The 24199-nt window shown below is 46.3% G+C and carries 18 protein-coding genes; 7 read left to right on the top strand and 11 right to left on the bottom strand.

What is annotated here, in order from left to right; genetic code table 11:
- Positions 1 to 37: 37 nt before the first annotated feature.
- A complete protein-coding gene (locus tag ICN41_RS05510) occupies positions 38 to 607 on the top strand; it encodes a cob(I)yrinic acid a,c-diamide adenosyltransferase (RefSeq protein WP_216291819.1) in 570 nt (189 codons plus the stop codon).
- Positions 608 to 647: 40 nt separating this feature from the next.
- Here the strand turns inward: ICN41_RS05510 and ICN41_RS05505 are convergent, their stop codons facing one another.
- Genes ICN41_RS05505 through ICN41_RS05490 form a run of 4 tightly spaced genes read right to left on the bottom strand, consistent with a single transcriptional unit; the run spans position 648 to position 8263 of the window.
- Entirely contained in the window at positions 648 to 1772 is a 1125-nt protein-coding gene (locus ICN41_RS05505; RefSeq protein WP_216291818.1) for a 3-deoxy-7-phosphoheptulonate synthase, read from the bottom strand.
- A gap of 30 nt (positions 1773 to 1802) precedes the next feature.
- Positions 1803 to 3293, bottom strand: a complete 1491-nt coding sequence (gene tldD, locus ICN41_RS05500) for a metalloprotease TldD (protein ID WP_255537911.1) — start codon at positions 3291 to 3293, stop codon at positions 1803 to 1805.
- 24 nt (positions 3294 to 3317) lie between these two features.
- On the bottom strand, positions 3318 to 4139 hold the full coding sequence (locus tag ICN41_RS05495; RefSeq protein WP_216291817.1) for a carbon-nitrogen hydrolase family protein: 822 nt from the start codon (positions 4137 to 4139) through the stop codon (positions 3318 to 3320).
- An 8-nt stretch (positions 4140 to 4147) separates the two neighbouring features.
- The gene (locus ICN41_RS05490; protein WP_216291816.1) at positions 4148 to 8263 is read right to left on the bottom strand and encodes a YhdP family protein; all 4116 of its coding nucleotides are present in this window, start codon (positions 8261 to 8263) and stop codon (positions 4148 to 4150) included.
- A 79-nt stretch (positions 8264 to 8342) separates the two neighbouring features.
- Between ICN41_RS05490 and glnE the strand changes: the two genes are divergently transcribed.
- Positions 8343 to 11162 (top strand): bifunctional [glutamate--ammonia ligase]-adenylyl-L-tyrosine phosphorylase/[glutamate--ammonia-ligase] adenylyltransferase, encoded by a 2820-nt coding sequence (gene glnE / locus ICN41_RS05485; protein WP_216291815.1) that lies wholly within the window; start codon positions 8343 to 8345, stop codon positions 11160 to 11162.
- A gap of 14 nt (positions 11163 to 11176) precedes the next feature.
- On the opposite strand, the gene recN is transcribed toward glnE, so the two are convergent.
- Positions 11177 to 12847, bottom strand: coding sequence for a DNA repair protein RecN (gene recN, locus ICN41_RS05480; protein WP_216291814.1), 1671 nt, complete (start codon positions 12845 to 12847; stop codon positions 11177 to 11179).
- Between the two features lie 26 nt (positions 12848 to 12873).
- On the bottom strand, positions 12874 to 13779 hold the full coding sequence (locus tag ICN41_RS05475; protein ID WP_216291813.1) for an NAD kinase: 906 nt from the start codon (positions 13777 to 13779) through the stop codon (positions 12874 to 12876).
- Positions 13780 to 13816: 37 nt separating this feature from the next.
- On the opposite strand from ICN41_RS05475, the gene hrcA reads away from it, so the two are divergent.
- The 5 genes from hrcA (at position 13817) to dnaJ (ending at position 19915) form a co-directional block, all read left to right on the top strand.
- The gene (gene hrcA / locus ICN41_RS05470; RefSeq protein WP_216291812.1) at positions 13817 to 14827 is read left to right on the top strand and encodes a heat-inducible transcriptional repressor HrcA; all 1011 of its coding nucleotides are present in this window, start codon (positions 13817 to 13819) and stop codon (positions 14825 to 14827) included.
- A gap of 20 nt (positions 14828 to 14847) precedes the next feature.
- Positions 14848 to 15948 carry a ferrochelatase gene (gene hemH, locus ICN41_RS05465; protein WP_370629109.1) on the top strand — a complete coding sequence of 367 codons (1101 nt, stop codon included), beginning with the start codon at positions 14848 to 14850 and terminating at the stop codon, positions 15946 to 15948.
- A 64-nt stretch (positions 15949 to 16012) separates the two neighbouring features.
- Positions 16013 to 16558 (top strand): nucleotide exchange factor GrpE, encoded by a 546-nt coding sequence (gene grpE, locus ICN41_RS05460; RefSeq protein ID WP_216291810.1) that lies wholly within the window; start codon positions 16013 to 16015, stop codon positions 16556 to 16558.
- A gap of 188 nt (positions 16559 to 16746) precedes the next feature.
- Entirely contained in the window at positions 16747 to 18681 is a 1935-nt protein-coding gene (gene dnaK, locus ICN41_RS05455) for a molecular chaperone DnaK (RefSeq protein ID WP_216291809.1), read from the top strand.
- Between the two features lie 100 nt (positions 18682 to 18781).
- Positions 18782 to 19915, top strand: a complete 1134-nt coding sequence (dnaJ, locus tag ICN41_RS05450) for a molecular chaperone DnaJ (RefSeq protein WP_216291808.1) — start codon at positions 18782 to 18784, stop codon at positions 19913 to 19915.
- Between the two features lie 6 nt (positions 19916 to 19921).
- Here dnaJ and panB read toward each other — a convergent pair whose 3' ends face one another.
- Genes panB through hda form a run of 5 tightly spaced genes read right to left on the bottom strand, consistent with a single transcriptional unit; the run spans position 19922 to position 24195 of the window.
- Complete coding sequence (panB, locus tag ICN41_RS05445; protein ID WP_216291807.1) at positions 19922 to 20740, bottom strand: 3-methyl-2-oxobutanoate hydroxymethyltransferase; 819 nt, start codon at positions 20738 to 20740, stop codon at positions 19922 to 19924.
- Positions 20741 to 20757: 17 nt separating this feature from the next.
- On the bottom strand, positions 20758 to 21285 hold the full coding sequence (gene folK / locus ICN41_RS05440) for a 2-amino-4-hydroxy-6-hydroxymethyldihydropteridine diphosphokinase (RefSeq protein ID WP_216291806.1): 528 nt from the start codon (positions 21283 to 21285) through the stop codon (positions 20758 to 20760).
- Positions 21286 to 21337: 52 nt separating this feature from the next.
- Positions 21338 to 22744: a polynucleotide adenylyltransferase PcnB gene (pcnB, locus tag ICN41_RS05435; RefSeq protein WP_216291805.1), complete on the bottom strand. Its 1407-nt coding sequence runs from the start codon at positions 22742 to 22744 to the stop codon at positions 21338 to 21340.
- Positions 22741 to 23421, bottom strand: coding sequence for an HAD-IB family hydrolase (locus ICN41_RS05430; RefSeq protein ID WP_216291804.1), 681 nt, complete (start codon positions 23419 to 23421; stop codon positions 22741 to 22743). Before ICN41_RS05430 ends, pcnB begins: the two co-directional genes overlap by 4 nt.
- Positions 23422 to 23439: 18 nt before the next feature.
- Positions 23440 to 24195: a DnaA regulatory inactivator Hda gene (hda, locus tag ICN41_RS05425; protein WP_216291803.1), complete on the bottom strand. Its 756-nt coding sequence runs from the start codon at positions 24193 to 24195 to the stop codon at positions 23440 to 23442.
- Positions 24196 to 24199: the final 4 nt, after the last annotated feature.

Here is a 24199-nt window from a genome sequence, read left to right as displayed (position 1 = left end):
ATCCAAACATTTTAGCCATTTACCTATAATTAAGCTCATGGGAAATCGACTATCGAAAATAGCCACCAGAACTGGTGATGCGGGCATGACTGGTCTGGGTGACGGAAGTCGCGTAGAGAAGGACCATTTGCGGATTTGCGCCATGGGTGACGTGGATGAGTTGAATTCCGAAATTGGCGTCTTGATGACCGAAGTGATCCCAGAAGGCATTGCACCAGAGATTAAAGAGCTGTTTCTGCAGGTACAGCATGATTTATTTGATTTAGGCGGTGAGCTTTGTATTCCTAATTACAAGCTGCTGAAACCAGAGCATGTCGCACAGTTGGATGTCTGGCTAGAAAAGTACAACAAACAGTTGCCCCCACTGACAGAATTTATATTGCCAGGTGGCACTCGTGCAGCAGCTCAAGCCCATGTTTGCCGAACTGTTTGCAGACGAGCTGAGCGTTCCATTGTGCGCTTGGGATGGGCTGAGCCTTTGTATGACTCTCCCCGTCAGTACGTTAATCGTCTTTCCGATTTACTCTTTGTGCTCGCTCGTATTCTGAATCGTGCTGCTGGCGGTAGCGACGTGTTGTGGAAGCACGAAAAAAAAGAGACTAAATAATTTAGCCTCTTCTCGTTTCATCAGGGTTACCTGATTAAGTTTACTTTTTCTTGCTTCTGCGTTTCTTCACAGCAATAGCGAGACGTTCAAGCACTTTCACTGAGTCATCCCAGTTAATGCAGGCATCGGTAATGCTCTTACCGTATTCAAGCTTGGCTGGATCATCCTTACCAGGCGTGAATTTTTGAGCGCCATCATTGAGATGACTTTCCACCATCACACCAAAAATTTGATTTGATCCGGTTTCAATTTGCTCGGCAATATTGTCGGCAACCACGATTTGACGCTCATGTTTTTTGCTTGAGTTTGCATGAGATAAGTCCACCATGAGGCCCGCTGAGAGCTTGGCAGCCTCTAGTTCTGCACAAGCAGCCTGGACAAACTGTGCTTCATAGTTAGGCTCTTTACCGCCACGCAAAATCACATGGCAATCTTTATTGCCTTTAGTTTCTACAACGGACACTTGACCATTCTTATGAACTGAGAGGAAATGATGTGGGCGAGCAGCCGCTTGAATTGCATCCGTTGCAATCTTGATATTGCCATCGGTTCCATTCTTAAATCCAATAGGTGCTGATAAACCTGAGGCGAGTTCGCGATGAACTTGACTCTCAGTTGTACGAGCACCAATAGCACCCCAAGAAATCAGATCGGCAATGTACTGTGGAGAAATTACATCCAAGAATTCGCTGCCAGCCGGCATTCCAAGTCGGTTAATTTCCATCAAGACTTGACGCGCAAGACGCAGACCCTCTTCGATGCGATAGCTTTCATCTAGGTACGGATCGTTAATTAAACCTTTCCAACCTACTGTAGTGCGTGGCTTTTCAAAATATACGCGCATCACAATTTCTAACTCACCAGCAAAGCGTTTGCGCTCTGCCAAGAGGCGCTGACAGTATTCCAACGCTGCTCTTGGATCATGAATCGAGCAGGGGCCAATAATGACCAATAAGCGGTCATCTTTCCCGTGAATAATGTCACGAATCCTTTTGCGAGTTTTGCTGATCAGCACTTCTGTTGGAGTTCCTGAAATAGGAAAGAAGCGAACCAGATGTTCTGGCGGAGGCAGAACAGAAATATTGTGAATACGTTGATCGTCGGTGTCCGACGTTTTATCAACGGCGGAGTACCAATTAGCGGGATTAGTATTTTGTTGGCTCATATTGCTATTTTAAGCCGTAATTGGGTAATCTCAGGCAGTTCCGCCCACTGTAAGGCTGTCAATCCTCAGAGTAGGCTGCCCAACCCCCACCGGAACGCTTTGACCTTCCTTGCCACAAACCCCAACGCCGCTATCTAATTTGAGGTCGTTACCGATCATGGAGACCTGTTTCAGAGACTCTGGACCGCTGCCAATAATGGTGGCTCCTTTGACGGGATATTGAATTTTTCCGTTCTCTACCCAATAGGCTTCAGAAGCTGAAAATACAAATTTTCCGCTGGTAATATCTACCTGCCCGCCACCAAAATTGACTGCGTAAAGGCCGCGTTTAATACTCGCCACAATTTCTTGTGGATCATCTTTACCTGCAAGCATGTAAGTATTGGTCATGCGCGGCATTGGTAGTGAAGCAAAACTCTCGCGACGTCCATTGCCAGTGAGTGGCATTTTCATGAGGCGTGCATTCAGACTATCTTGAATATAGCCCTTCAAAATACCATCTTCAATTAAGGTGGTGCATTGGGTTGGCGTACCTTCATCATCAATATTGAGTGATCCCCTGCGACCTGATAGCGTGCCATCATCAACTACAGTCACGCCCTTCGCTGCCACGCGCTGACCAATGCGACCAGCAAAAGCGGATGATCCTTTGCGATTGAAGTCACCCTCAAGTCCATGGCCGACTGCTTCGTGTAACAAAACACCTGGCCAACCGGGGCCCATTACCACCGTCATTGGTCCTGCAGGAGCGGGTCGTGACTCCAGGTTTACTAAAGCCCCATCAACGGCTTCGTCAACATATCGATTGATCAATGTCGCATCGAAATATTGGTAGTCATGACGGGCACCACCTCCTGATGAGCCAGATTCGCGGCGACCATTTTGTTCCGCAATCACGTGGACGGAAACACGGACTAGTGGACGTATATCCGCGGCCAATAAGCCATCGGCGCGCACCACGAGCACAACATCAAATTCGCCAGCCAGGCTAGCCATCACTTGAATAATGCGAGGATCACGCGCCTTAGCACGTCGTTCAATACTTTCAAGCAAAGCAATTTTCTCTTTGGGCTGCAAGGAGTCAAGCGGGTTGATATCGGAATAGAGTTTGTTAGAGATGGGATTGAAGAGCTTGCTAGCAACAGCTTGTTTGCCGCCTTGTGGGCCGATTACTCGTGTTGCTTTGGCTGCCTTATTGAGTGCTTCTAAATTAATTTCATCAGAATAGGCGAACGCTGTTTTATCGCCATAGATGGCGCGGACTCCAACACCTTGATCAATATTGAAGCTTCCGGATTTGACAATCCCTTCTTCGAGGCTCCAGCTTTCACTACGAGTGTGCTGGAAGTAAAGATCAGCATCATCAAGCCGATGTGTGAACATGTCGCCAAAAGTGCGATGGAGATCTTGCTCGGTGAGGCCAGTGGGTTCAAGCAAAATCGATTTTGCGACTTTCAGTAGATCTGCTTGTTTTTTAGCTTTAGTCCAATTACTGGGAAACAGTGCTTCTGGTGCATTCATTGATTCTGGCAATCTTTCGATGGTTTAAAGCCTGCGATGGGCAAGTGCAGGTAACTCAGAGCGTACCTTGTTTAATTTATCTTTGCACAATACCCCGGAAATAAAGCCCTCTCCTTCTGGGAGGTCTACCAGAACGTCACCCCAGGGGTCAATAAACATGCTGTGGCCCCATGTTCGCCGTTGATTGAGGTGGATGCCTCCTTGCGCTGAGGCTATTACATAGCATTGATTTTCAATGGCACGTGCGCGCAATAAGATTTCCCAGTGATCTTTGCCGGTCGTGTAGGTAAAGGCAGCAGGAATAATGTGGCAATCTACCTGGCCCAGAGCTCTATACAGCTCTGGAAAGCGTAAGTCATAACAAATACTTAAGCCCAAAATCCACTCTTGACCACCAATCATTATTTTTAATAAGCTTGGCTCATCACCCGCTTCAATGGTTTCTGATTCTTGGTAGCGCTCAGTTTTAGTTTGAAAGCCAAATAAATGAATTTTGTCGTAACGCCCAATACCTTCACCGAGGGGGTTATAGACTAAAGTGGTATTCAAAACCTTCTCTGGATTGCTGACCTCAAGAGGAATTGTTCCAGCAACTAAATACACCCCATTTTCTTTTGCAAAAGAAGCGAGCTGTTCTTGGATTGGACCTTTTCCATAGGGCTCGCGAGCGCTGACTTTATCAGTGTCTTTTAAACCCATTAGGCAAAAGTATTCAGGCAAGACAATGAGTTGAGCGCCATCACTAGCGGCAGCCTTGATTAGTCTGCTAGCAGTCGTCAGATTCTCCTGAACCACTGGCGTAGAAACCATTTGAATGGAAGCGATCTTGAGTTCTGTTGGGTTCATATTCTGACTCACATTGGTGGGGCGGGCGTGTTAGATGGATTATGAGGGGCTGGTTTGCTTTGTTCTTTCAAAAGATCCTTGCTACGAATGGTATCCATCGTTTTTGAGTCGATCGGCTGACCTTGTTGATCCAAAGGAATCACATGAGGGTCTGCCCAAGTGCCTTGAACTAAATAGTCGGACTGGAGATTACGGTTAATCTGGCTGGTAATTAAATATTGCCCCACCAAAGCACTCAAGCCAACAATAGGATTAATTGCAAAAGCAGCCAATGAGCCTGCTGTGGCGTCGATTGTAGGGAAGATGGTGATGCGTAAATCCTGCGTTTGTTTTGGAATATTAATTTGGCCATTCATGGCTACACGAGCTTGATCAAGCTCCATGGAGAATCGCGAAGTTTTTGCAATACCATTTTGAATATCAAATGCCCCAATAATGGAGTTAAAGGGAGTTCCTTTCATCACAATATTCCCTACGCTACCCTGTAGATCTAAGGTGGCAAATTTAAATAAGCTTTGTAAACTCAAGACATCCAAAATCTGAGCACCACTAGTATCCACCTCTAGCAGTCGCCCTTTGGTCAAATTAAAGTCTGTCTTACCTTTAAGAGAGTTGTATTGAGGATCAAAAGGAGAGCCATCCCATTCAATGTCAGCATTAAATTTGCCTTGACCGCCCTCAATTGATTTGTGCGTACTCCAATGAGCAATGATTTGACCGACATTTTTGACATCCATATCGAGTTTGAGTTGTGTGTGCTCAGCTTGATTTGCATTGGCTCCTACCCACTGCCCCGTGAGTGTTGATGCACCTTGTGGGTTATCAGTTTGAAGCGAATCAATCTTCAATACATTATTACTTGAAGTTGCTTTAATTTTGACCTGACCAAGTTGCGCTTTGGACCACACAAAATCATCTATAGAAATGTTAAGGCTCGGGATGGAGTCTGGGCCAATAATCTTTTTATTTGAAGAGCTACTGCTACTGGCCTGAGCTATTTCAGGGGGGAGATCAGGCGCCCGTAAACGACTGAATGTGCCGGTGAGGCTTCCATTGGGGTTTATTTGGCTGGCGCCTGAGTACTGGATCTGCCCGTTCACTTGTGGAGAGCTCATTCGCATCTGCAGGATGCCGCTCTTTTGGTTGGCAGTGATATTCATATCCTGCCACTCGCGATCCATCAGAATGAATTTTTTTGCCTGCACTGTGACTTGAGCATTAGTAGTACTGCCCTCATCTTTCGTTGTAGTTTGTTTTTTGTCAGGATGTCCCAAGAAATCAATCCAGGAATCTACGTTCAGCTCATTACTTACAAGATTCAAACTAAAGCCTTGTTGCGGAAGTGTGGCGGGTGCTCCTACTCCAAGTCCATAGCGCATTTCTCCTTCACTATTGAGCTCACCTTGAGACGCATAGAGATCACCAAACTTGCCAGACCAACTCACGCTGGCGTTACCACCCTTAGGTTTGGGAAGGGTTTTAATAGTAATTTGCCCCAAGAGTGGCATGCCTTTAATTTTTTGCGCTGGAGCTGGTGCAGTGCTCGCGAAATCACGCAAGTCAAACTTAAGATTGGTTTCGCTACCGGACTTACTAAAACTCATTAAGCCGTCATATTTGGCGGTACCACTGATCGCCTCTAAGGCTGCCAGGGAATCATTCTTTAAGGTATTTACAAAATAGTTCTTAATAAAGTTTGCTGAAATATCGCCAGCCACGGTGTAATTTTGATTGCCTGCTGAAGATGGAGCAGTAGCAATCTTTAAGTTGCCACCTAAAAAGTTTGCGCTCACATTATCAAATTCAGGATTGCTCTCGGTAAAACGAACCTTGCCTTTTAGATTTTCAAGGGGCGGCAGATCTGCCCATTGCAGTTTATTGCCAGGTAAATCGAGTTTGATATCCACTTTAGTATCTGCATTGCCTGAGAGCGGAATTTTCAAACCTAGATCAAGGCTGGTATTGCCGGTAGCGCGTAAATTCTTTTCAAGTGCAGCTTGATTTTTTCCTACAGGCGATGCAAATACATATTCGAGCATTTGAGCTACTTCGCCCTGCGCTTTTCCATTGACTGAGAGTTCTGATTGTTTAGCACTCACGTTTGGAATCTCGCCATGAAATTGACTTAGCGCTACTTGCTTGAAATTGCCCTGACTGATATCTACGGTGAATAGAGAATTTTGCATAGCAATGACGCCATCGACATTGGTGAACGCAGTCCAAACGCCTTGATTGGGAGAAAGCGTTGGTACCGGACTGTAAGTAACGCCAGTCACCGGTAGATTTAAGGAAAATTCACCATCCGTCGTTTTGGGGAAAGGGATCTTGGCTGGGTCTCCCTTGATATGTAATTTACCCTTCTGAATACTGCCAGCACTAAATGCCTTGCTTAGATAGTGGTGTGTATCTTTATCCATATCGACTGGGAGATAGCGATAAGCAGTTGCGAGTTTAGCCGTTGGAAAATCCATGTCTAAGCTCATGAGATCCGGTTGACCAGTTGCTCCAATGACATAGCTAAGATCTAAAGTTGTCGTGATCTCAGGGTTGCTTAGGGCAAGATCTTTGGCATTAAGCACCCAATTTCCCTTCGTTTTGGCCCAAGTAATTTGTCCCTTAGCAAGATCCAATTTAATTTTAGGGTCTACCAATAGCTTGTTGACCTCTAACTCTAGCTTGCTAGAGTTCACGGTAAAGCTTCCTTGATTTTGATTGCTTGAAACAAAGCCAGAGAGATTGGTGACGGACGGTATCGATTTACTCACACTTGCAAAGCTGAGATTAATCAGTTTGGCACTGATAGTGAAATCTAATTTATTGGATTTAAACCAGTTGCCTGGAATATTGAATGAAGAAAGCGCAGATTTACTCTCTGACCAATTGATATCGAGGTTTTGTAATTCGCCATCAGCACGGGAGTCTTTAATCCAGCGATGAACCTTTTTAGAGAGTGGGAGGTTGAGTGCAAATAAGGCAACGTCTTCAACCAATATTTTCGGTGAGGAAAATCCAAATTCTTTAATTTCACCATCAGCACCTGGTGGGCGCCAGCGAAATGTCATTGGACTTAAGTTTTCCAAGGGCGCGGTTTTCTTACTGCCAGTATCTCGCCACGCAAAGGTTTTGGTGGTAATCGAAATCATGCCATCAATATTTTCTTGGATCAGATTGGTTTCTACTCTTCCAAGCGCAATGGCATCCTCATCTTTAGATAACTGCACTACCAAATTGTCGGCTTCAAGATAGACAACGCTGCCATCTGGCTGGCCGTTATCAATATTGATTTTCCCTTTTGAGCTGATTAAGCCCTCTAAGGTATTGGGACGTAATTTGAATTCTTTGGCAATTTGAGTGAGATTGAAATCATTTAGGTTCCACTCGATGCTGCCAATCCAGTTGCGCCAATTACCCGCTTGCCCAGTGAGCCGGTTTGCAAAATTGACTTTAAGTTCAACGAGTCCGGTAGTCCAGGGTGTTGTAGCTACTAGGGAGCCTCGATGTCTACGAATGCCATTAGACAAATTCAGATTTTGAATATCGATCGTACTTAATTTTTTTTGACTTTTTTGATCATCCCAAATGAGCTGGAGATCATTCACTTGAATATCATTTTGCGCGAAGAGCCAATTTTCAGCTGAGTAATCATCTGTTTTGCTGTGAACTGGAAGCCCGGCAACCGTGAGAAGTCCTTTGCTGTCTCGTCGAACATAAATTTGCGCACTTCTAAAATTCAACTCATGAAAATAAGGTGCAAAGTGGTAAAAAGAATTCCAGCTCAGCTCGCCCTTAATTTCCTCAATAAAAAGTAGGGGTTTAGTCTGGTCAGGCCCATTAAAGCGAAGGCCCTCAATTTCAAAACTAGGTCGAATACCGGTCCAGGCAACATCAAGCTTATCCATCGTGACATCAGCCCCAATTCGAGCGCTGATGAGTCTTTCAATAGAAGCTTTGGATTTTTCAATTTGAGGCCAAAGTACAAAACGAACTGCTAGGTGCCCAATCACAAATAAAGCGGCTACTAAGCCCAGCAAAATTAAGGCGCGTTTACGCCAATCTTTACCCGAAACTGGTGGGCGTTTAGCAAATATCTCCCGGAGGCGAGATGGAATGTTTTTTTCCAGCATGGGCTCTATTATCCGTCAGCCCAAGGATGACCGCCAAGCTTCTGCCTATCAAGTTCCAGTCACGGATTAAGATGGTGGAATGGATGACTTTTCTAGGCAAATTGCTTTTCTAGAGCAGCACTCTACTTATGCACGCCGCTGGCTTAGTGCGCGGCCTGAGTGGGTCGAGTGGTTACGCACTTACGGCCAGAAAAAGATTGAGCCTCAAGAGATCAAGGACTTGCTCCTAGCCTCTCGGGTGCTCCAGAATGCTGGCGGAGCCGATGATGCACAATTTATGGCAGATCTACGGTTGGCCCGCCAGCGATTAATGTTGTCGGTAGCCTTTAGAGATCTCAATGGAATGGCAAGCCTGCAAGAGGTAACCCATAGCTTGAGCTTTTTTGCTCAATTAGCTGTTGCAGAAGCCATTGCCTTTATTCGTGAAGATCTACAGCATCGGTTTGGATTGCCATGGAGCCAAGTGACCGATTCTGAAATGCCTTTAATGGTTATTGGCATGGGTAAGTTAGGTGGATTGGAGCTCAATCTTTCGTCCGACATTGATTTGATCTTTTTGTACGAGCATGAAGGTGAGACAGTAGGCGCAGAAAAAAGTTTATCCAATCATGAGTGGTTTACGCGGATGGGTAAGCGCTTAATTACCTTGCTGTCCGAACATGATGAAAATGGTTTTGTTTTTAGGGTCGACATGCGTTTGCGTCCAAACGGAGATTCTGGTCCGCTGGTCTGTAGCCTGGATATGTTGGAAGAATACCTTCTCGTTCAAGGCCGGGAATGGGAGCGTTACGCTTGGATTAAAGGTAGGCTTATTGCTCCACTACCAGGCACCGAGGCTCATGCCCATTGTGAAAAGGAGTTGGAGCAACTCATTCGTCCCTTTGTCTATCGCCGTCACCTAGACTACGGAGTGATTGCTTCGATCAGGGATCTTCATGCGCAGATTCAGTTAGAGGCAGAAAAGCGCTCATCGAGTCGCCATGGTAAATCTCGAGATATCAAATTAGGGCGCGGGGGCATTCGTGAAATCGAATTCCTTGCGCAGATGTTTCAGCTCATGCGCGGCGGTACTGATCCTCGTTTTAGAATTAGACCTACTTTAGAGGTGCTGGATTTAATTCGGCAGCGCGGCATTCTTCCGGCGAATGAGGTTGAGGACTTGCACTCTGCCTATATTTTTCTGAGGCGTTTAGAGCATCGACTTCAGGTTTGGGATGATCAGCAAACCCATTACCTGTCTGATGATGACATCACTAGAGCGCGTATCGCCTTGTCTATGGCAGAGCCAGGAAACGATCCTGATCTTGACTCGTTCATGGCGGAGTTAGACCGCCATCAAAATAATGTTGCAAGACTTTTTGAAAAAGCATTCTCCCTGGACGACAGTACGCGCTTAGATCTTGCCCCGATGGCGCTGGAATGGGAGCCGAGTGAACAGCTTTTCCCGAATACCTTAGCTAGGTGGCGCATATGGTCAGAGAGCCTAAAACAAAGACAGTTACCTGAAAAGAGCCGACTAATTTTTAATAATTTAATGCGTCAGGCTGCTCAGAATATCGAAGGGAATGAGTCTTCACGCGTCCATGCCGACCTGACTTTATTGCGATTCTTTGACTTGCTAGAAGCGATTGCGCGTCGTAGTGCTTACCTCTCTATTTTGTCTGAGTACCCTAAAGCTCTATCTAATGTGTTGGCTTTGTTGAAATCTTCTCAGTGGGGTGCTCAATACCTCACGCAACATCCGCATCTATTGGATCATCTGCTCAACTCTAGATCTGAAGAATTTTTAATTGAAAATCCAGCAGCCTACTGGCGAGAGGTCAAGACCAATCTGGATATGCAGCTAGATGATGTCATGGCTGATGGGGATGGTTCAGAGCAGGCCATGGATATTTTGCGGGTAACACATCACACTGAAACCTTTATTACCTTATTAGCTGATTTGGGTATTGGTGTTCAGCAAGCACTTTCAGTGGAAAAAGTGAGTGATCATCTTTCTGCGTTGGCCGATCTGATTTTGCAAACTACGTTTGAGCGAGTTTGGCCTGGCGTTGCTGAAAAATTCAATTTATCTAAAGAAGTAGTTCCACCCTTTGCCATTATTTCGTATGGCAAGCTCGGCGGTAAGGAATTGGGTTATGCATCGGATTTGGATTTGGTATTTTTGTATCAAGCTGATGATGCCGACCAAGCTGCTGGTGAGGTGTATGGACTCTTAGCTAAACGCATGATCAATTGGCTTACTGCCTTTACTTCTACAGGTAGCTTGTTTGAGATTGATACGCGCTTGCGCCCCAATGGTTCTGCTGGTTTCTTAGTGACCAATAGCGAGGCATTTAGAAGGTATCAGCTGCGCGAAGGGGATAACGCAGCTTGGGTATGGGAGCATCAGGCCCTCACAAGAGCCCGCTATTCAGCTGGAAATATCGAAGTAGGTCTCATTTTTGATGGTGTTCGTGCTGAGGTCTTAAGTCAGCGGCGTCAGATCGATTATTTGCGTAATGAGATTCTAGAAATGCGTCGCAAGGTTCATGCAGGCCATCCCAATGCTAGCGGAGAGTTTGATTTAAAACACGATGCTGGTGGCATGGTAGATATTGAATTTATAGTCCAATTTTTGGTACTAGCCTATTCCCATCAGCATCCTCAATTCATCGGCAACCTAGGCAATATTGCTTTGCTCCGAATTGCTGGAGAGTTGGGTTTGATTCAATCTAGCGAGGCGCAACTCGTTGGGGATGCCTATCGACTGTTGAGAGCACTGCAACATCGACTGCGTCTAGATGGCGCTGAAAAAACCCGTATTGCTATTGGTGAGCATCCTGAAATGATGGTAGCCCGTGATGCTGTCTTAGCGCTCTGGCTGAAAATATTCCTGGCGCCATCCAACCCTGAATAAGGTTTGCAGCAAATTTAGTTTTGCCCTAGCAACTCTCGCGCATGTCTGCGAGTGGTGTCGGTGATCGTTGCTCCGCCAAGCATCCGCGCAACTTCTTCGACGCGTTCTGATCTACCCAGTGGAAGTACTTGAGACACGGTTTTATCAGCACTTTGAGATTTGCTGACCTTGAGATGGTGATTCCCTTGGGCGGCTACTTGAGGCAAGTGGGTCACACATAAAATTTGATGTGACTGGCCTAGTTGATGCAAAAGTTTGCCAACGGTTTCTGCAACTGCTCCGCCAATACCAGCATCGACCTCATCAAAAATGAGTGTAGGTGTAAATGAAGCTTTGCTCGTAATCACGCTAATGGCTAAGCTGATGCGAGCCAATTCGCCACCAGAGGCAACTTTGGCTAACGAGCGTGGGGTGCTGCCGGCGTGGCCTGCAACTAAAAATTCAATTTGCTCAAGGCCGCTAGACCCGCCTTCACCGAGAGGGCTTAAAGCAATTTCTAATTGACCACCAGCCATAGAGAGATCTTGCATGGCATCGGTAACCAGCTTACTTAACTCAGTAGCGGCTTTACTCCGTTTTTGGGACAGTTGCTTAGCAAGCTTGAGATAAGAGGCTTCTTCGCTCTTCACTCTCTCGCGTAGTGCTTCAATATTCTGCGAGGCTGTTAATGCTTCTAAGCGCTCACCGGTTTCCAGTAATAACTTTGGTAACTCGTCTACTTCAGTGCGGTATTTACGTGCGGCGCCATAGAGCGCTTGCATCCGCTCTTCGACTTGCTCTAGTCTTGCAGGATCCAGATCTAGTTTTTGTAAATAACGATTCAGTCCATGAATCGCTTCATCTAATTGAATTTGTGCCGAATCCAAAGCTTCGCTGATGGTGCTCAGCGCTGGATCATGTTCAGCCAATGCGCTGATATTGCCGCAGGCTTTAGACAAAATGGAATCTACCGAGTTTTCTGCATCACTTAATGATTCGACGACTTCCTGACAGCCTCCAATAATTTTGGCGCCATTGGCCAATCGGGCATGTTCGCTTTGAATGTTGCTCCATTCTCCTTCGATGGGAGAAAGTTCAGTGAGTTCTTCTAATTGCCACTCTAGGCGCTCACGCTCACGCTCAATATCTTGCCCTGCATTTTCTGCCTGCTCTAATTTGCGGCGAGAGTCGGATAAAGTTTTGAAAGTCTGAGCAACATCAGATGCTAGAGGCAGTAATCCTGCATGACGATCAAGTAATTCGCGTTGGGCGCCACCTTTGAGTAATAGTTGATGAGCGTGTTGACCATGTATATCTACTAGCTGATCACCGGCTTCACGCAGTTGCGTTACGGTAGCGACACTGCCGTTAATGAAAGCGCGGCTACGGCCGTTGCTCTCCACTGTTCTTTTGAGAAGAAGACTTTGACCATCATCTTCTAATGGGAAGCCTTGTTCATCAAGCCACTGTTTAAAGTGTTGGACTTGTTCGGGGTCAATTCTGAAAAGGGCTGATATCTCTGCGCGAGTAGCACCTTCCCGAATTTGACTGCTATCCGCCCGCTCACCTAATACCAGGCTAAGCGCATCTAGCAAAATGGATTTACCTGCCCCTGTCTCGCCAGTCAGGACGGTAAAGCCACTAGCGAAATCAAGCTCAAGCTGATCAACAATGACAAAGTCACGAAGTGAGATGGTTTGAAGCATGTATTAGCGTAGCAAAGAAATCGACATCAGAATGTCGATGGGTACTCATTCCAGTGAAGCTTCTCGCGTAAGGTTTTGTAATCACTGTGACTGCGAGGATGCAAGAGGGTAATAGTTTTATTGGATTGGCGCACTTCAACCTTGTCGCCACTTTGTAAATCGGTTTGTGATTGCATATCAAAATTGACAATCACTTCTCGACCATCTACTACCTCAATGACAGTCACGCTATCTTCTGGCAAAACAATAGGTCGGTTCGAGAGTGAATGCGGTGCAATTGGTGCGAGCAAGATGCCGGCAACCCGTGGATGAAGAATGGGGCCACCAGCAGATAGAGCGTATGCAGTTGAGCCAGTTGGGGTTGACACAATCAATCCATCTGAACGCTGGTTATACATAAATGAACCATTGACGTTGACAGCGAGCTCTACCATTCCAGAAATACCTGAGCGATTCACAACCACATCATTGAGGGCAAGTGCGCGGGCAATCTCTTTGCCCTGACGCAAAACCACTGCATCTAATAGTGTGCGTGTATCTGCTTCATATTCCCCGGCAATAATTTTCGGAAGAATAGTTTGTACGGATTGAATCGGAATATCCGTCATATATCCGAGGCGACCCATGTTGATGCCCACCAAGGGAACATTTTTGCCTGCTAATTGGCGACCAATGCCGAGCATGGTGCCGTCACCTCCTAAAACCACCACTAAATCAATGGCCCCAGCAAAATCATCGGCCGTTTTGGTAGGAAAGTCGCTAACGCCCAGATGTTGGGCGGTTGCCGCCTCCAAAAAGACTTCACACCCTAGGCCAGACACCAGTTTGGCTAGATCCCGTAGGCGTTCCTCCACTCCGTCAGCCTGGAATTTGCCAACAAGGGCAATCCGCTTAAATGGCTTGTTGGTGGAATTTGGGGATGGGCTTAACATATGACGATTAAACCATAGGCATAAAATCCCTTCCACCATGGATGAACGTTCCCGCGCTTTACTCAAAACCCTCATCGAGCGTTATATCGAGGAGGGTCAGCCTATTGGCTCGCGCACGCTCTCGAGATACTCAGGATTAGATCTTTCGGCCGCCACCATTCGCAATGTGATGGCGGATCTGGAGGAGATGGGCTTGGTAACCAGCCCTCACACCTCTGCTGGACGTATTCCTACCCCCAGGGGTTATCGTCTATTTGTGGACACGATGGTGACCATTCGTCCTTTGGAGGAAATGGCTGCCCGAGAGATGGAAAAAGGACTTTTGCCGGATTCACCGCAAAGGGTATTAAATTCTGCCGCTCAAATATTGTCGAATCTCACCCATTTTGCTGGTGTGGTCATGACTCCTAAGCGCGCTCAGGTTTTTAAGCATATTGAATTTCTACGCTTAGGTGAGGGCAAGATTTTATTGATCATGGTCACTCCTGAGGGTGATGTACAAAACCGCATCTTGCCAACAACGCAAGATTACACACCAAGCCAATTAATTGAGGCAGGTAATTACATCAATGCTCAGTTTGCTGGAAAAAGTTTTGAGCAAGTGAGAGCCCATCTCAAAGCAGACTTAGATAATCTACGCACTGACATTTCTGGTCTGATGGCATTGGCCTTGCATACTGGAGTAGCAGATTATGACTTGAGCCAGGGTGAAGTTGTCTTATCGGGTGAGCGCCGTCTTCTTAATGTGGGCGACCTCAGCTCGAATCTTGATAAGTTGCGTAAGATGTTTGATATGTTGGAGCAAAAGTCAGTCTTAATGCAATTATTAGATGTCTCTAGTCATGCCGATGGCATTCAAATTTTCATTGGTGGTGAGAGCGATCTCTTGCCATATGAGGACTTAGCTGTCATCAGCGCACCTTATAGTGTGGATGGTCAGATTGTAGGTACTTTAGGAGTGATTGGCCCTACGCGTATGGCTTACGATCGAGTCATTCCGATTGTCGATATTACGTCTAAATTATTATCAGGTGCTCTGAGCTCTTAAAAAATATTATTAATAGAGAAATTACTTTGAATCAAAATCCTCACTTAAGAGCTTCCAAGACGGCAGTGTTGTTACTGAATTTGGGAACGCCATCTGCGCCAACCCCAAAAGCGGTGAGAGCTTATCTGAAAGAATTTCTATCCGACCCTAGAGTGGTAGAAATTCCTCGCTTCATTTGGTGGTTCATCCTGAATGGCATTATTTTGCCGATTCGCAGTAGTGCATCTGCTAAAAAATATGCATCGATTTGGTTACCAAAACTAGGTTCACCATTAATGCATTACTCACGTTTGCAAGCGAAAGAATTAGGTGAAAAGTTTGCCCACCAAGGTCATACTGTCTTAGTCGATTTGGCTATGCGCTATGGCCAACCCTCAACTCAAGAAGCCTTGGATAGCCTTAAGGCTCAAGGTATGGAGCGTTTATTACTCTTGCCTTTGTATCCCCAGTATTCCGCTACTACGACAGCCTCAAGTTTTGATCAAGTCTTTCGAGTGCTAAGCACTTGGCGCGATCAACCGGAGTTACGTTTAGTGAAGCACTATCACGATAATGCTGCCTATATCCATGCATTGCGTGATCAAGTATTGAGTGCTTGGGATAAAGATGGGCGTCCCAATTTTGCGGCCGGCGATCGCTTTGTCATGTCCTTTCATGGTTTGCCTAAGCGTAATTTGATGAAGGGCGACCCCTATCACTGCGAATGTTTAAAAACAGGGCGCTTACTTGGTGAAGCATTGGGATTGGAAAAGGGTGAATACATTGTGACTTTTCAATCACGCTTTGGTAAGGCGGAATGGCTCAAGCCTTATACCGCCCCAACAATTGAAAAGTTGGCAAAAGAAGGATGTCAGCGGATTGATATTTTTTGCCCCGGATTTCCAGCGGATTGTCTAGAGACTCTCGAAGAAATTGCCATGGAAGCTAGAGAAATCTTCTTGGAGCATGGCGGCAAGGATTATCGCTATATTCCCTGTCTGAATAGCAACCCCAAATGGATTGAGGCTCTGAGTGATATTGCCCACCAGCATTTATTAGGTTGGTCGCTAGGCACTGAGTCTGAAGCTGAGCTTGCCTTGCGCAATGAGAGAGCAGAATTAGCAGAACGAGCCAAGACTTGAATTCCAATCTTTTAACCCCATATTGCATTTAATAGCCATTCTTCATTAAAGCGAAATAGCATCCATGACACAAGAAAATCAAAACCCCAATTCTGAGCCAGAAAATACCACTCCTGATGCGGCAGAGGCTGCTGCAGAAGCCGCTGTACCTTTGACGCCAGAGCAGGAGATTGCTGAACTCAATCAAAAGCTGACCGACATGCAAGATAACTTCTTGCGCGCTAAGGCGGAAGGTGAAAATATTCGCCGACGTGCTGTTGAAGACATTGCTAAGGCACACAAGTTTGCAATTGAAAGTTTTGCTGAGCATCTAGTACCTGTCACCGACAGCCTATATGCAGCCTTGAGTACTGATGCTGGAGATGCAAAGGCGTTTAAAGAGGGTTTAGAAATCACCCTCAAGCAGCTTTTATCTGCCTTTGAAAAAGGCCGTATGACCGAAATTAATCCTGCAGTAGGGGATAAATTCGATCCTCATCACCATCAAGCCATTGCCTCAGTGCCATCAGAGCAGGATCCGAATACTGTAGTTTCTGTACTTCAGCGAGGTTATACCGTGGCCGATAGGGTCCTTAGACCCGCTTTGGTGACCGTAAGCGCCCCGAAATAAGGCTTTTTAGGGGGGTAAATCCCCAGAAAAGACCCAAAAATGCATAAAAAGGGCAGATTTCTGCCTTTTTTACTATTTCAGCCCTTGAAATCTCTTTTTTGAACCCCATTTACAGGGTATCGATTTATTCAGAGCAGTAGTTCGAATTTATATAAAACAACGCAGTAATTTCATTTTTTGGAGCCATTATGGGAAAGATTATCGGAATCGACTTGGGAACCACTAATTCGTGTGTTTCAGTCGTTGAAAACAATGCACCTAAAGTTGTCGAGAACGCAGAAGGCGCTCGTACAACACCATCCATCATCGCTTATGTTGAAGATGGTGAGGTTTTGGTTGGTGCGCCAGCAAAACGTCAGTCAGTAACAAACCCGAAAAATACAATCTACGCAGTGAAGCGTTTGATGGGTCGCAAATTTACTGATCCTGAAGTGCAAAAAGATATTGGCTTAATGCCATACGCCATTATTCAAGCAGACAACGGTGATGCTTGGGTTGAGGCACGCGACAAGAAAATGGCGCCACAACAAGTGTCCGCTGAGATCTTGCGTAAGATGAAAAAGACAGCAGAAGATTACCTTGGTGAAGAAGTAACCGAGGCTGTAATTACTGTACCCGCTTATTTCAATGACAGCCAACGTCAAGCAACTAAAGATGCTGGCCGTATCGCTGGTTTGGATGTAAAGCGCATCATCAATGAGCCTACAGCTGCTGCATTGGCTTTTGGTTTGGACAAGCAAGATAAAGTGGATCGCAAAATTGCGGTTTATGACCTGGGCGGCGGTACATTCGACGTTTCTATCATCGAGATTGCTAACGTGGATGGTGAGAAGCAGTTTGAAGTGCTCTCAACCAACGGCGACACCTTCTTGGGTGGTGAAGACTTTGACCAACGCATCATTGATTGGATCATTGCTGAGTTCAAGAAAGAGCAAGGCGTTGATTTGAGCAAAGACGTATTGGCATTGCAGCGCTTAAAGGATGCAGCTGAAAAGGCGAAGATCGAATTGTCTTCAGCACAACAAACCGAAATTAACTTGCCGTATGTGACGGCTGATGCTAGCGGTCCTAAGCATTTGAACTTGAAGTTGACCCGTGCTAAGTTGGAATCTTTGGTTGAAGAATTGATCAACCGTACAGCTGGTCCTTGCTTAACAGCGATTAAAGATGCTGGTGTGAACGTAGCTGACATCGATGACGTGATTTTGGTTGGTGGTCAAACCCGTATGCCCGCTGTTCAGGACAAAGTAAAAGAAATCTTTGGTAAAGAGCCACGTAAAGACGTAAACCCAGATGAGGCAGTTGCCGTTGGCGCTGCGATTCAAGGTTCCGTATTGTCTGGCGATCGCAAAGACGTATTGCTCTTGGATGTAACTCCATTGTCATTGGGTATTGAAACTCTGGGTGGCGTGATGACCAAGATGATTCCTAAGAACACCACGATTCCGACTAAGCATTCACAGGTTTACTCAACCGCTGAAGATAACCAGCCTGCAGTGACCATCAAGTGCTTCCAAGGTGAGCGTGAGATGGCAGCAGCTAATAAGTTGCTAGGTGAATTTAACCTCGAAGGTATTGCGCCAGCACAACGCGGTATGCCACAAATTGAAGTGACTTTTGATATTGATGCCAATGGTATTTTGCATGTCACCGCAAAAGACAAAACTACTGGTAAAGAGAACAAGATCACCATCAAGGCAAACTCTGGTTTAACTGAAGAAGAAATTCAGCGCATGGTCAAAGATGCAGAAGCCAATGCTGCTGAAGATAAAAAAGCTTTAGAGTTGGTAACTGCTCGCAATACTGCTGATGCTTTGGCGCACTCAACCAAGAAAGCCTTGGAAGAGCATGGCGCTAGCTTAGAGGCTGCTGAGAAAGAAGCAATCGAAGCTGCTCTCAAAGAGTTGGACGAAGCCATCAAAGGTAGCGATAAGGCGATCATTGAAGCGAAGACTGAGGCTTTGGGTAAAGCAAGTCAGAAGCTAGGCGAAAAAGTCATGGCTGCTGAACAGGCCAAGGCTGGTGGTGCTGCCCCAGGTGCGGCTCCAGGTGCTGCACCAGGTGCTGCTCCCGATGCTGATGTTGTCGATGCTGATTTTAAAGAGGTTAACGACAAGAAGTAATTCTTAAATCAGACATTTATTAACGTAGTTTTGATGTACTTAAATAACAAGTCGGCCGTGTGCCGACTTGTGTCATTCAGGTAGTTGAGAGGAATTGGCTGTGCCTAAAAGTAAACGCGATTATTACGAAGTGCTTGGTGTGGCAAAAGGTGCCAGCGATGAGGACCTAAAAAAGGCTTATCGTAAAATGGCGATGAAGTATCACCCTGATCGCAACCCCGATAGCAAAACGGCTGAAGCCCAATTTAAAGAGGTGAAAGAGGCCTACGAAACACTGACCGATCCCAATAGGCGCGCTGCTTATGATCAATATGGTCATGCGGGAGTGGATCCTTCAATGGGCGGATTTGGCGGTGGTGGCTTTGGTGGCGGTGGATTTGCCGATGCCTTTGGCGATATCTTCGGCGATATTTTTGGTCAAGGTGGCGGCCGTCACTCTGGACCACAGGTTTATAAAGGCGCCGATCTTCGTTACAACATGGATATCACCTTAGAGCAAGCCGCTGAGGGGTATACCACTCAGATTCGCGTGCCTAGCTGGAGTAACTGTAAGCCTTGTCACGGTACTGGCGCTGAGCCCGGCACCAAGGCAGAGAAATGCTCTACCTGCGATGGTCATGGTCAGGTGCGTGTCCAACAGGGTTTCTTCTCAATGCAGCAAACTTGCCCTAAGTGCCGCGGCACGGGTGAGTACATTCCGAAGCCGTGCAAAACTTGTCATGGTAGCGGTAAGCATAAAGAACAAAAAACACTTGAGATCAAAATACCAGCAGGTATCGATGATGGCATGCGCGTCCGTTCAGTTGGCAATGGTGAGCCCGGAATTAATGGCGGTCCATCAGGTGATTTATATGTAGAGGTACGAGTAAGGCCCCATTCAGTATTTGAGCGTGACGGTAGTGATCTTCATGTGCAAATGCCAATCTCGTTTGCTACCGCTACGATTGGTGGCGAGATTGAAGTGCCAACGCTATCAGGTCGTGTGGAGTTTCCGATTCCAGAGGGTACTCAGACTGGAAAAACATTCCGCTTACGCAATAAAGGAATTAAAGGTTTACGTTCTTCCTTGGTGGGCGATCTTTTTGTTCACGTAGTAGTCGAGACACCAATTAAATTGACTGACGAGCAAAGAAAATTGCTGCAAAAATTTGATGACAGTCTCAAGTCTGGAGGCGATAAGCACAGCCCTCAACAAAAGGGCTGGTTTGATGGGGTGAAAAGCTTTTTTAGTTAAGGATTCTTAGCCAGCAAAGCCGTATTCAGGTCCGGGAAATTTCCCGGCCTTAACCTCTCTCACGTAGGCTTTGATAGCGGCCTCGATAGAGTGGCGACCTTCCATGAAGTTCTTCACGAACTTGGGCGGTTTACCAGGGCTAATACCTAACATATCTTGTAAAACCAGCACTTGACCAGAGCAAGCTGATCCAGCGCCAATACCAATTGTGGGGATATGCAGCTCAGCAGTAATTCTTTCGCCTAGCGTTGAAGGAATTGCCTCGAGAACAACCATTTGAGCTCCAGCATCTTGGCAAGCAAGTGCTTGCTCAAGCATGATGCTTGCCGAGTCCTTTGACTTACCTTGTACTTTATAGCCGCCCAAAAGATGAACTGATTGTGGAAGTAAGCCAAGGTGCGCGCAAACTGGAACACTACGTTCAACTAAGTATTGAATAATTTCTACTTGCCAAGGGCCGCCACCTTCAAGTTTCACCATATCTGCACCAGCACGCATGAGCTCTGCAGCAGACTCTAGAGCTTGCACAGGATCGCCGTAGCTAGCAAAAGGCAAATCCCCAATCAAAAAAGCATGTGAGTTGGCACGTGCTACGCAGGTGGTGTGATACGCCATCTGCTCAATCGTGACAGGAGTTGTGCTGGTTTGTCCTTGAATGACATTGCCTAAAGAGTCGCCGATCAGAATGACTTCGACACCGCAGCGATTCAGCAAGGCAGACATAGTTGAGTCATATGCGGTGAGCATAGAAATTTTTTCACCCTCAGCGTGCATCGCGAGGAGCTTAGTAATCGAAATTGGCTTTTCGCCCTGTAAATAACCCATGGCGAGAGTTTAATGAATTAATGCGCCGATTGGCTATAAACGTCTTTTTCCCCGCAATTGCAGTTGCGGCAGGGGAGTTTTTCAATGCGCTGATGGGCGACTTTAGGTAAATAAGCCTTCAGTTCGCCTAAATTAGGCAGAAAGAAGTCGGGGGCAATTTCAAGCAAGGGTAGAAGAACAAAAGAACGCTCGGTAATCCTGGGATGCGGGAGCATCAGCTCTGTCTCGTTTTGGGTAACCCCCTCAAAGGACAGAATGTCGAGATCAAGTGTTCTTGGCGCATTAGCATAAGGACGCTCGCGTCCAAATTCTTGTTCTACTGCTTGGCAGACGTACAAAAGTCCATAGGGCGAAAGTTGAGTATCAATTTCAATGACCGCATTGATATAGTCACCGCCAAGCGCATCTACAGGTGCGCTTTGGTAGAAGCAGCTCTTGGCAATGATCTGTAATTCGCAGCGTTGGGCTAAGCAAATAATCGCATCAGTGATGAGCTGACGCGTGTCGCCAATGTTGCCGCCAAATCCAATATATGCCCGTGCCATACGATTCCCAACCTAAGATGAACTTACTTTACAGAAGTTTCTAAAAATTTGCTTAGCTCGGATCGCTTTCGACGGAAGTGGGGGTGGCAGATTTAGGTTTTCTGCGACGGCGTCTTTTGGCTGGGGATGCGCTATTGCCCGTCTCATTCTTGGCGCTAGCCATTAATGCGTCTTGCCCGCTAGGGTCGGCAGCAATAAAGTCTGTCCACCATTGGCCAAGGGAGGCCTCTTTTTCACCGGTTGCACAGCGCAGCAGAAGAAAGTCATAACCTGCTCTAAAACGGGGTGATTCAATTAAGCGGAAGGGGTAGCGTCCAACCCGTTTTTCAAACCGGGGTTGCATGGACCAGATTTCTCGCATATCACTCTCAAAGCGACGTTGAATTGTCATGCCACTGCTTTGAGTCGCAATCGTATCGTCCATGGCATCCTGCAAAGCGGGAATGTTAGCCATGCCCTTAGCTAAATTGGCATTCCAGTTTTTAAGTAGGTCAGGCCAAAGTAGCGTCGCAAATAAAAATCCTGCAGAAACACTTTTTCCTGCTTGAATACGCTGGTCAGTGTTAGCTAATGCAAGCTTAACAAATTGATTGGCTTCTTTAGAGTCTTCGCTCGTATCCAAAATGTGATCTAACAAAGGCAAGAGTCCATGATGCAAACCGGCATCACGTAAACCTTGGATTGCTGCCCAGGAGTAGCCGGACATCAGTAGCTTCAGGATTTCATCAAACAAGCGAGCCGAAGGAACATCTTTTAATAAGGTGCCTAATTTAGCGATGGGAGCACGTGTCGCAGCCTCCAAAGTAAATTCTGTTTTAGCTGCAAAACGAATCGCTCTAAGCATTCGGATGGGATCTTCGCGATAGCGTTTAGCGGGATCACCAATCATGCGTAAGGTTTTCTTCTGAATATCTGCCATACCGCCGTGATAGTCGAGTACGGTTTCAGAGGAAGGGTCGTAATACATTGCATTGATGCTGAAATCACGCCGTGCTGCATCTTCACCTTGTGAGCCCCAAACGTTGTCGCGCAAAATACGTCCACTTTCTGCAACGTGGTCACCAGCGTTATCTAGTAAGGCCCTAAAGGTTGAAACCTCAATAATTTCAGGGTGACCTTTACCAAAAAAAGTGACATGTACGATTTGGAAGCGACGACCAATCAAGCGGGCCTTGCGGAATAATTTCTGTACTTGATCTGGGGTGGCATTGGTTGCCACATCGAAGTCTTTGGGGCCAATACCCAGCACTAAATCACGCACTGCGCCACCCACAATAAACGCCTCGTAACCTGCTTGTTGCAAGGTGTCCGTTACCTTGACTGCATTTTTAGAAAGCAAATGGGGATCAATGCGATGGGTTTTTTTTGGGATCCGTTTTGGAGCGCCCGTATTATTTGCTTGCGTGTGCTTGACCATGGGGTCACGACGCAAGATCCGTTTAATGAACTTAGTGATCATGCGAATAACTCAAGAATAGGCCAGTTACGTTTCTGGGCTTCATTACGCAGACGATCATCGGGATTAGTGGCGACAGGATGACTCACTTTTTCTAGTAAGGGTAAGTCATTCATAGAGTCGGAGTAAAAATAGCTCCGAGGCAAAGTGTCTAGTGACAGATTTCTTCTGGAGAGCCAGTCATGTAGATTCTGGATCTTACCTTCACGGAAATTGGGTATGCCTTGTACATTGCCTGTGAAGGGGGCCATAGGGTGATCAGAGCTTTTGGCAGGTTCGGTAGCAATCAGATGCTCAATCCCAAAGCTCTCCACAATAGGGCGTGTCACGAAGCTATTAGTAGCGGTGATTACGCAGCATAAATCTCCAGCATCTTGATGGCGTTTCACTAGATCAATTGCTTGCTGACGTAATTGTCCGGTGATTACTTCTTTCATAAAAGCATCGTGCCACTCTTTTAATTGCTCACGTGAATGTTCAGACAAAGGCTTTAAAGCAAAGCGCAAAAATTCGTGAATATCGAGTTTGCCATCTTTGTAATCTTGATAGAAACGTTCATTTTGTTTGGCGTAATACTCGCTATCAACAACGCCAATGCGGGCCAGAAATTGTCCCCATTCGTAATCGCTATCGCAGGGCAAAAGAGTGTGATCTAGATCGAAGAGGGCTAATTGGGTCACGAGTTGATATTGAGTAAATTATTTTGGCTGCAAGAGCTCACGCACAAGGGGTAAGGTTACTGCACGTTTTGTTTCTAATGAATAAGCATCCAGCGCATCAATCAGAGCCATTAAATTAGGCATGTCGCGATAAAAACGGCTCAGCAGCCATGGCAACACGTCCGGCGATAAAACTAGGCCACGCGCTTGCGCAGCTTGCTCTAAGGCTTGTATTTTCGCATCATCATCCAAAAGTTCAGTCTGAAACACCAAACCCCAGCCCAAGCGGGTTCGTAGGTCTTCTCTGAGCTCAAGAGTAGCGGGGGCAGCTTTGCCCGCCATCAAAATGTAAATCGCCTTACTGGCTTGGACCCCATTCAGAATTCGAAATAAAGCGCCTACTAAGCGTTCATCAAGGCGATCAACGTCATCTACTGCAATGACTGCGGGCGTATCGCTTTGTGCAAGCGAGCTCATTTTTTCTTCAAGGCGGACCCATGCACTTGGCTCATTGGGTGTTAAAAAGAAATGGGCTAAACCCGCATCTGCCGCCGAATTGATCATCGCTTCTAACAAGTGAGTGCGACCAGAGCCTTCGGGCCCCCACCAATAAATCCAGCGCTGGTTTAAAGGATTGTTGCTAGCACTCTCAACCTGTGAATTCCAATCATGGCTCAATACTCTGAGAGTTGAAATTAAGGCCAGGTCTTTACCTGGCAAGTAATTTTCTAGGCTTGCTTTGGGTGTATGACTTAGGTCTAAAGCAAATTGTTTTGGCAGCGAAGTTCTATTCATTCAA

The organism is Polynucleobacter sp. 15G-AUS-farblos (genome assembly GCF_018882445.1).
Classification (GTDB): domain Bacteria; phylum Pseudomonadota; class Gammaproteobacteria; order Burkholderiales; family Burkholderiaceae; genus Polynucleobacter.
This window is presented reverse-complemented; position numbering and strand designations above follow the sequence as displayed.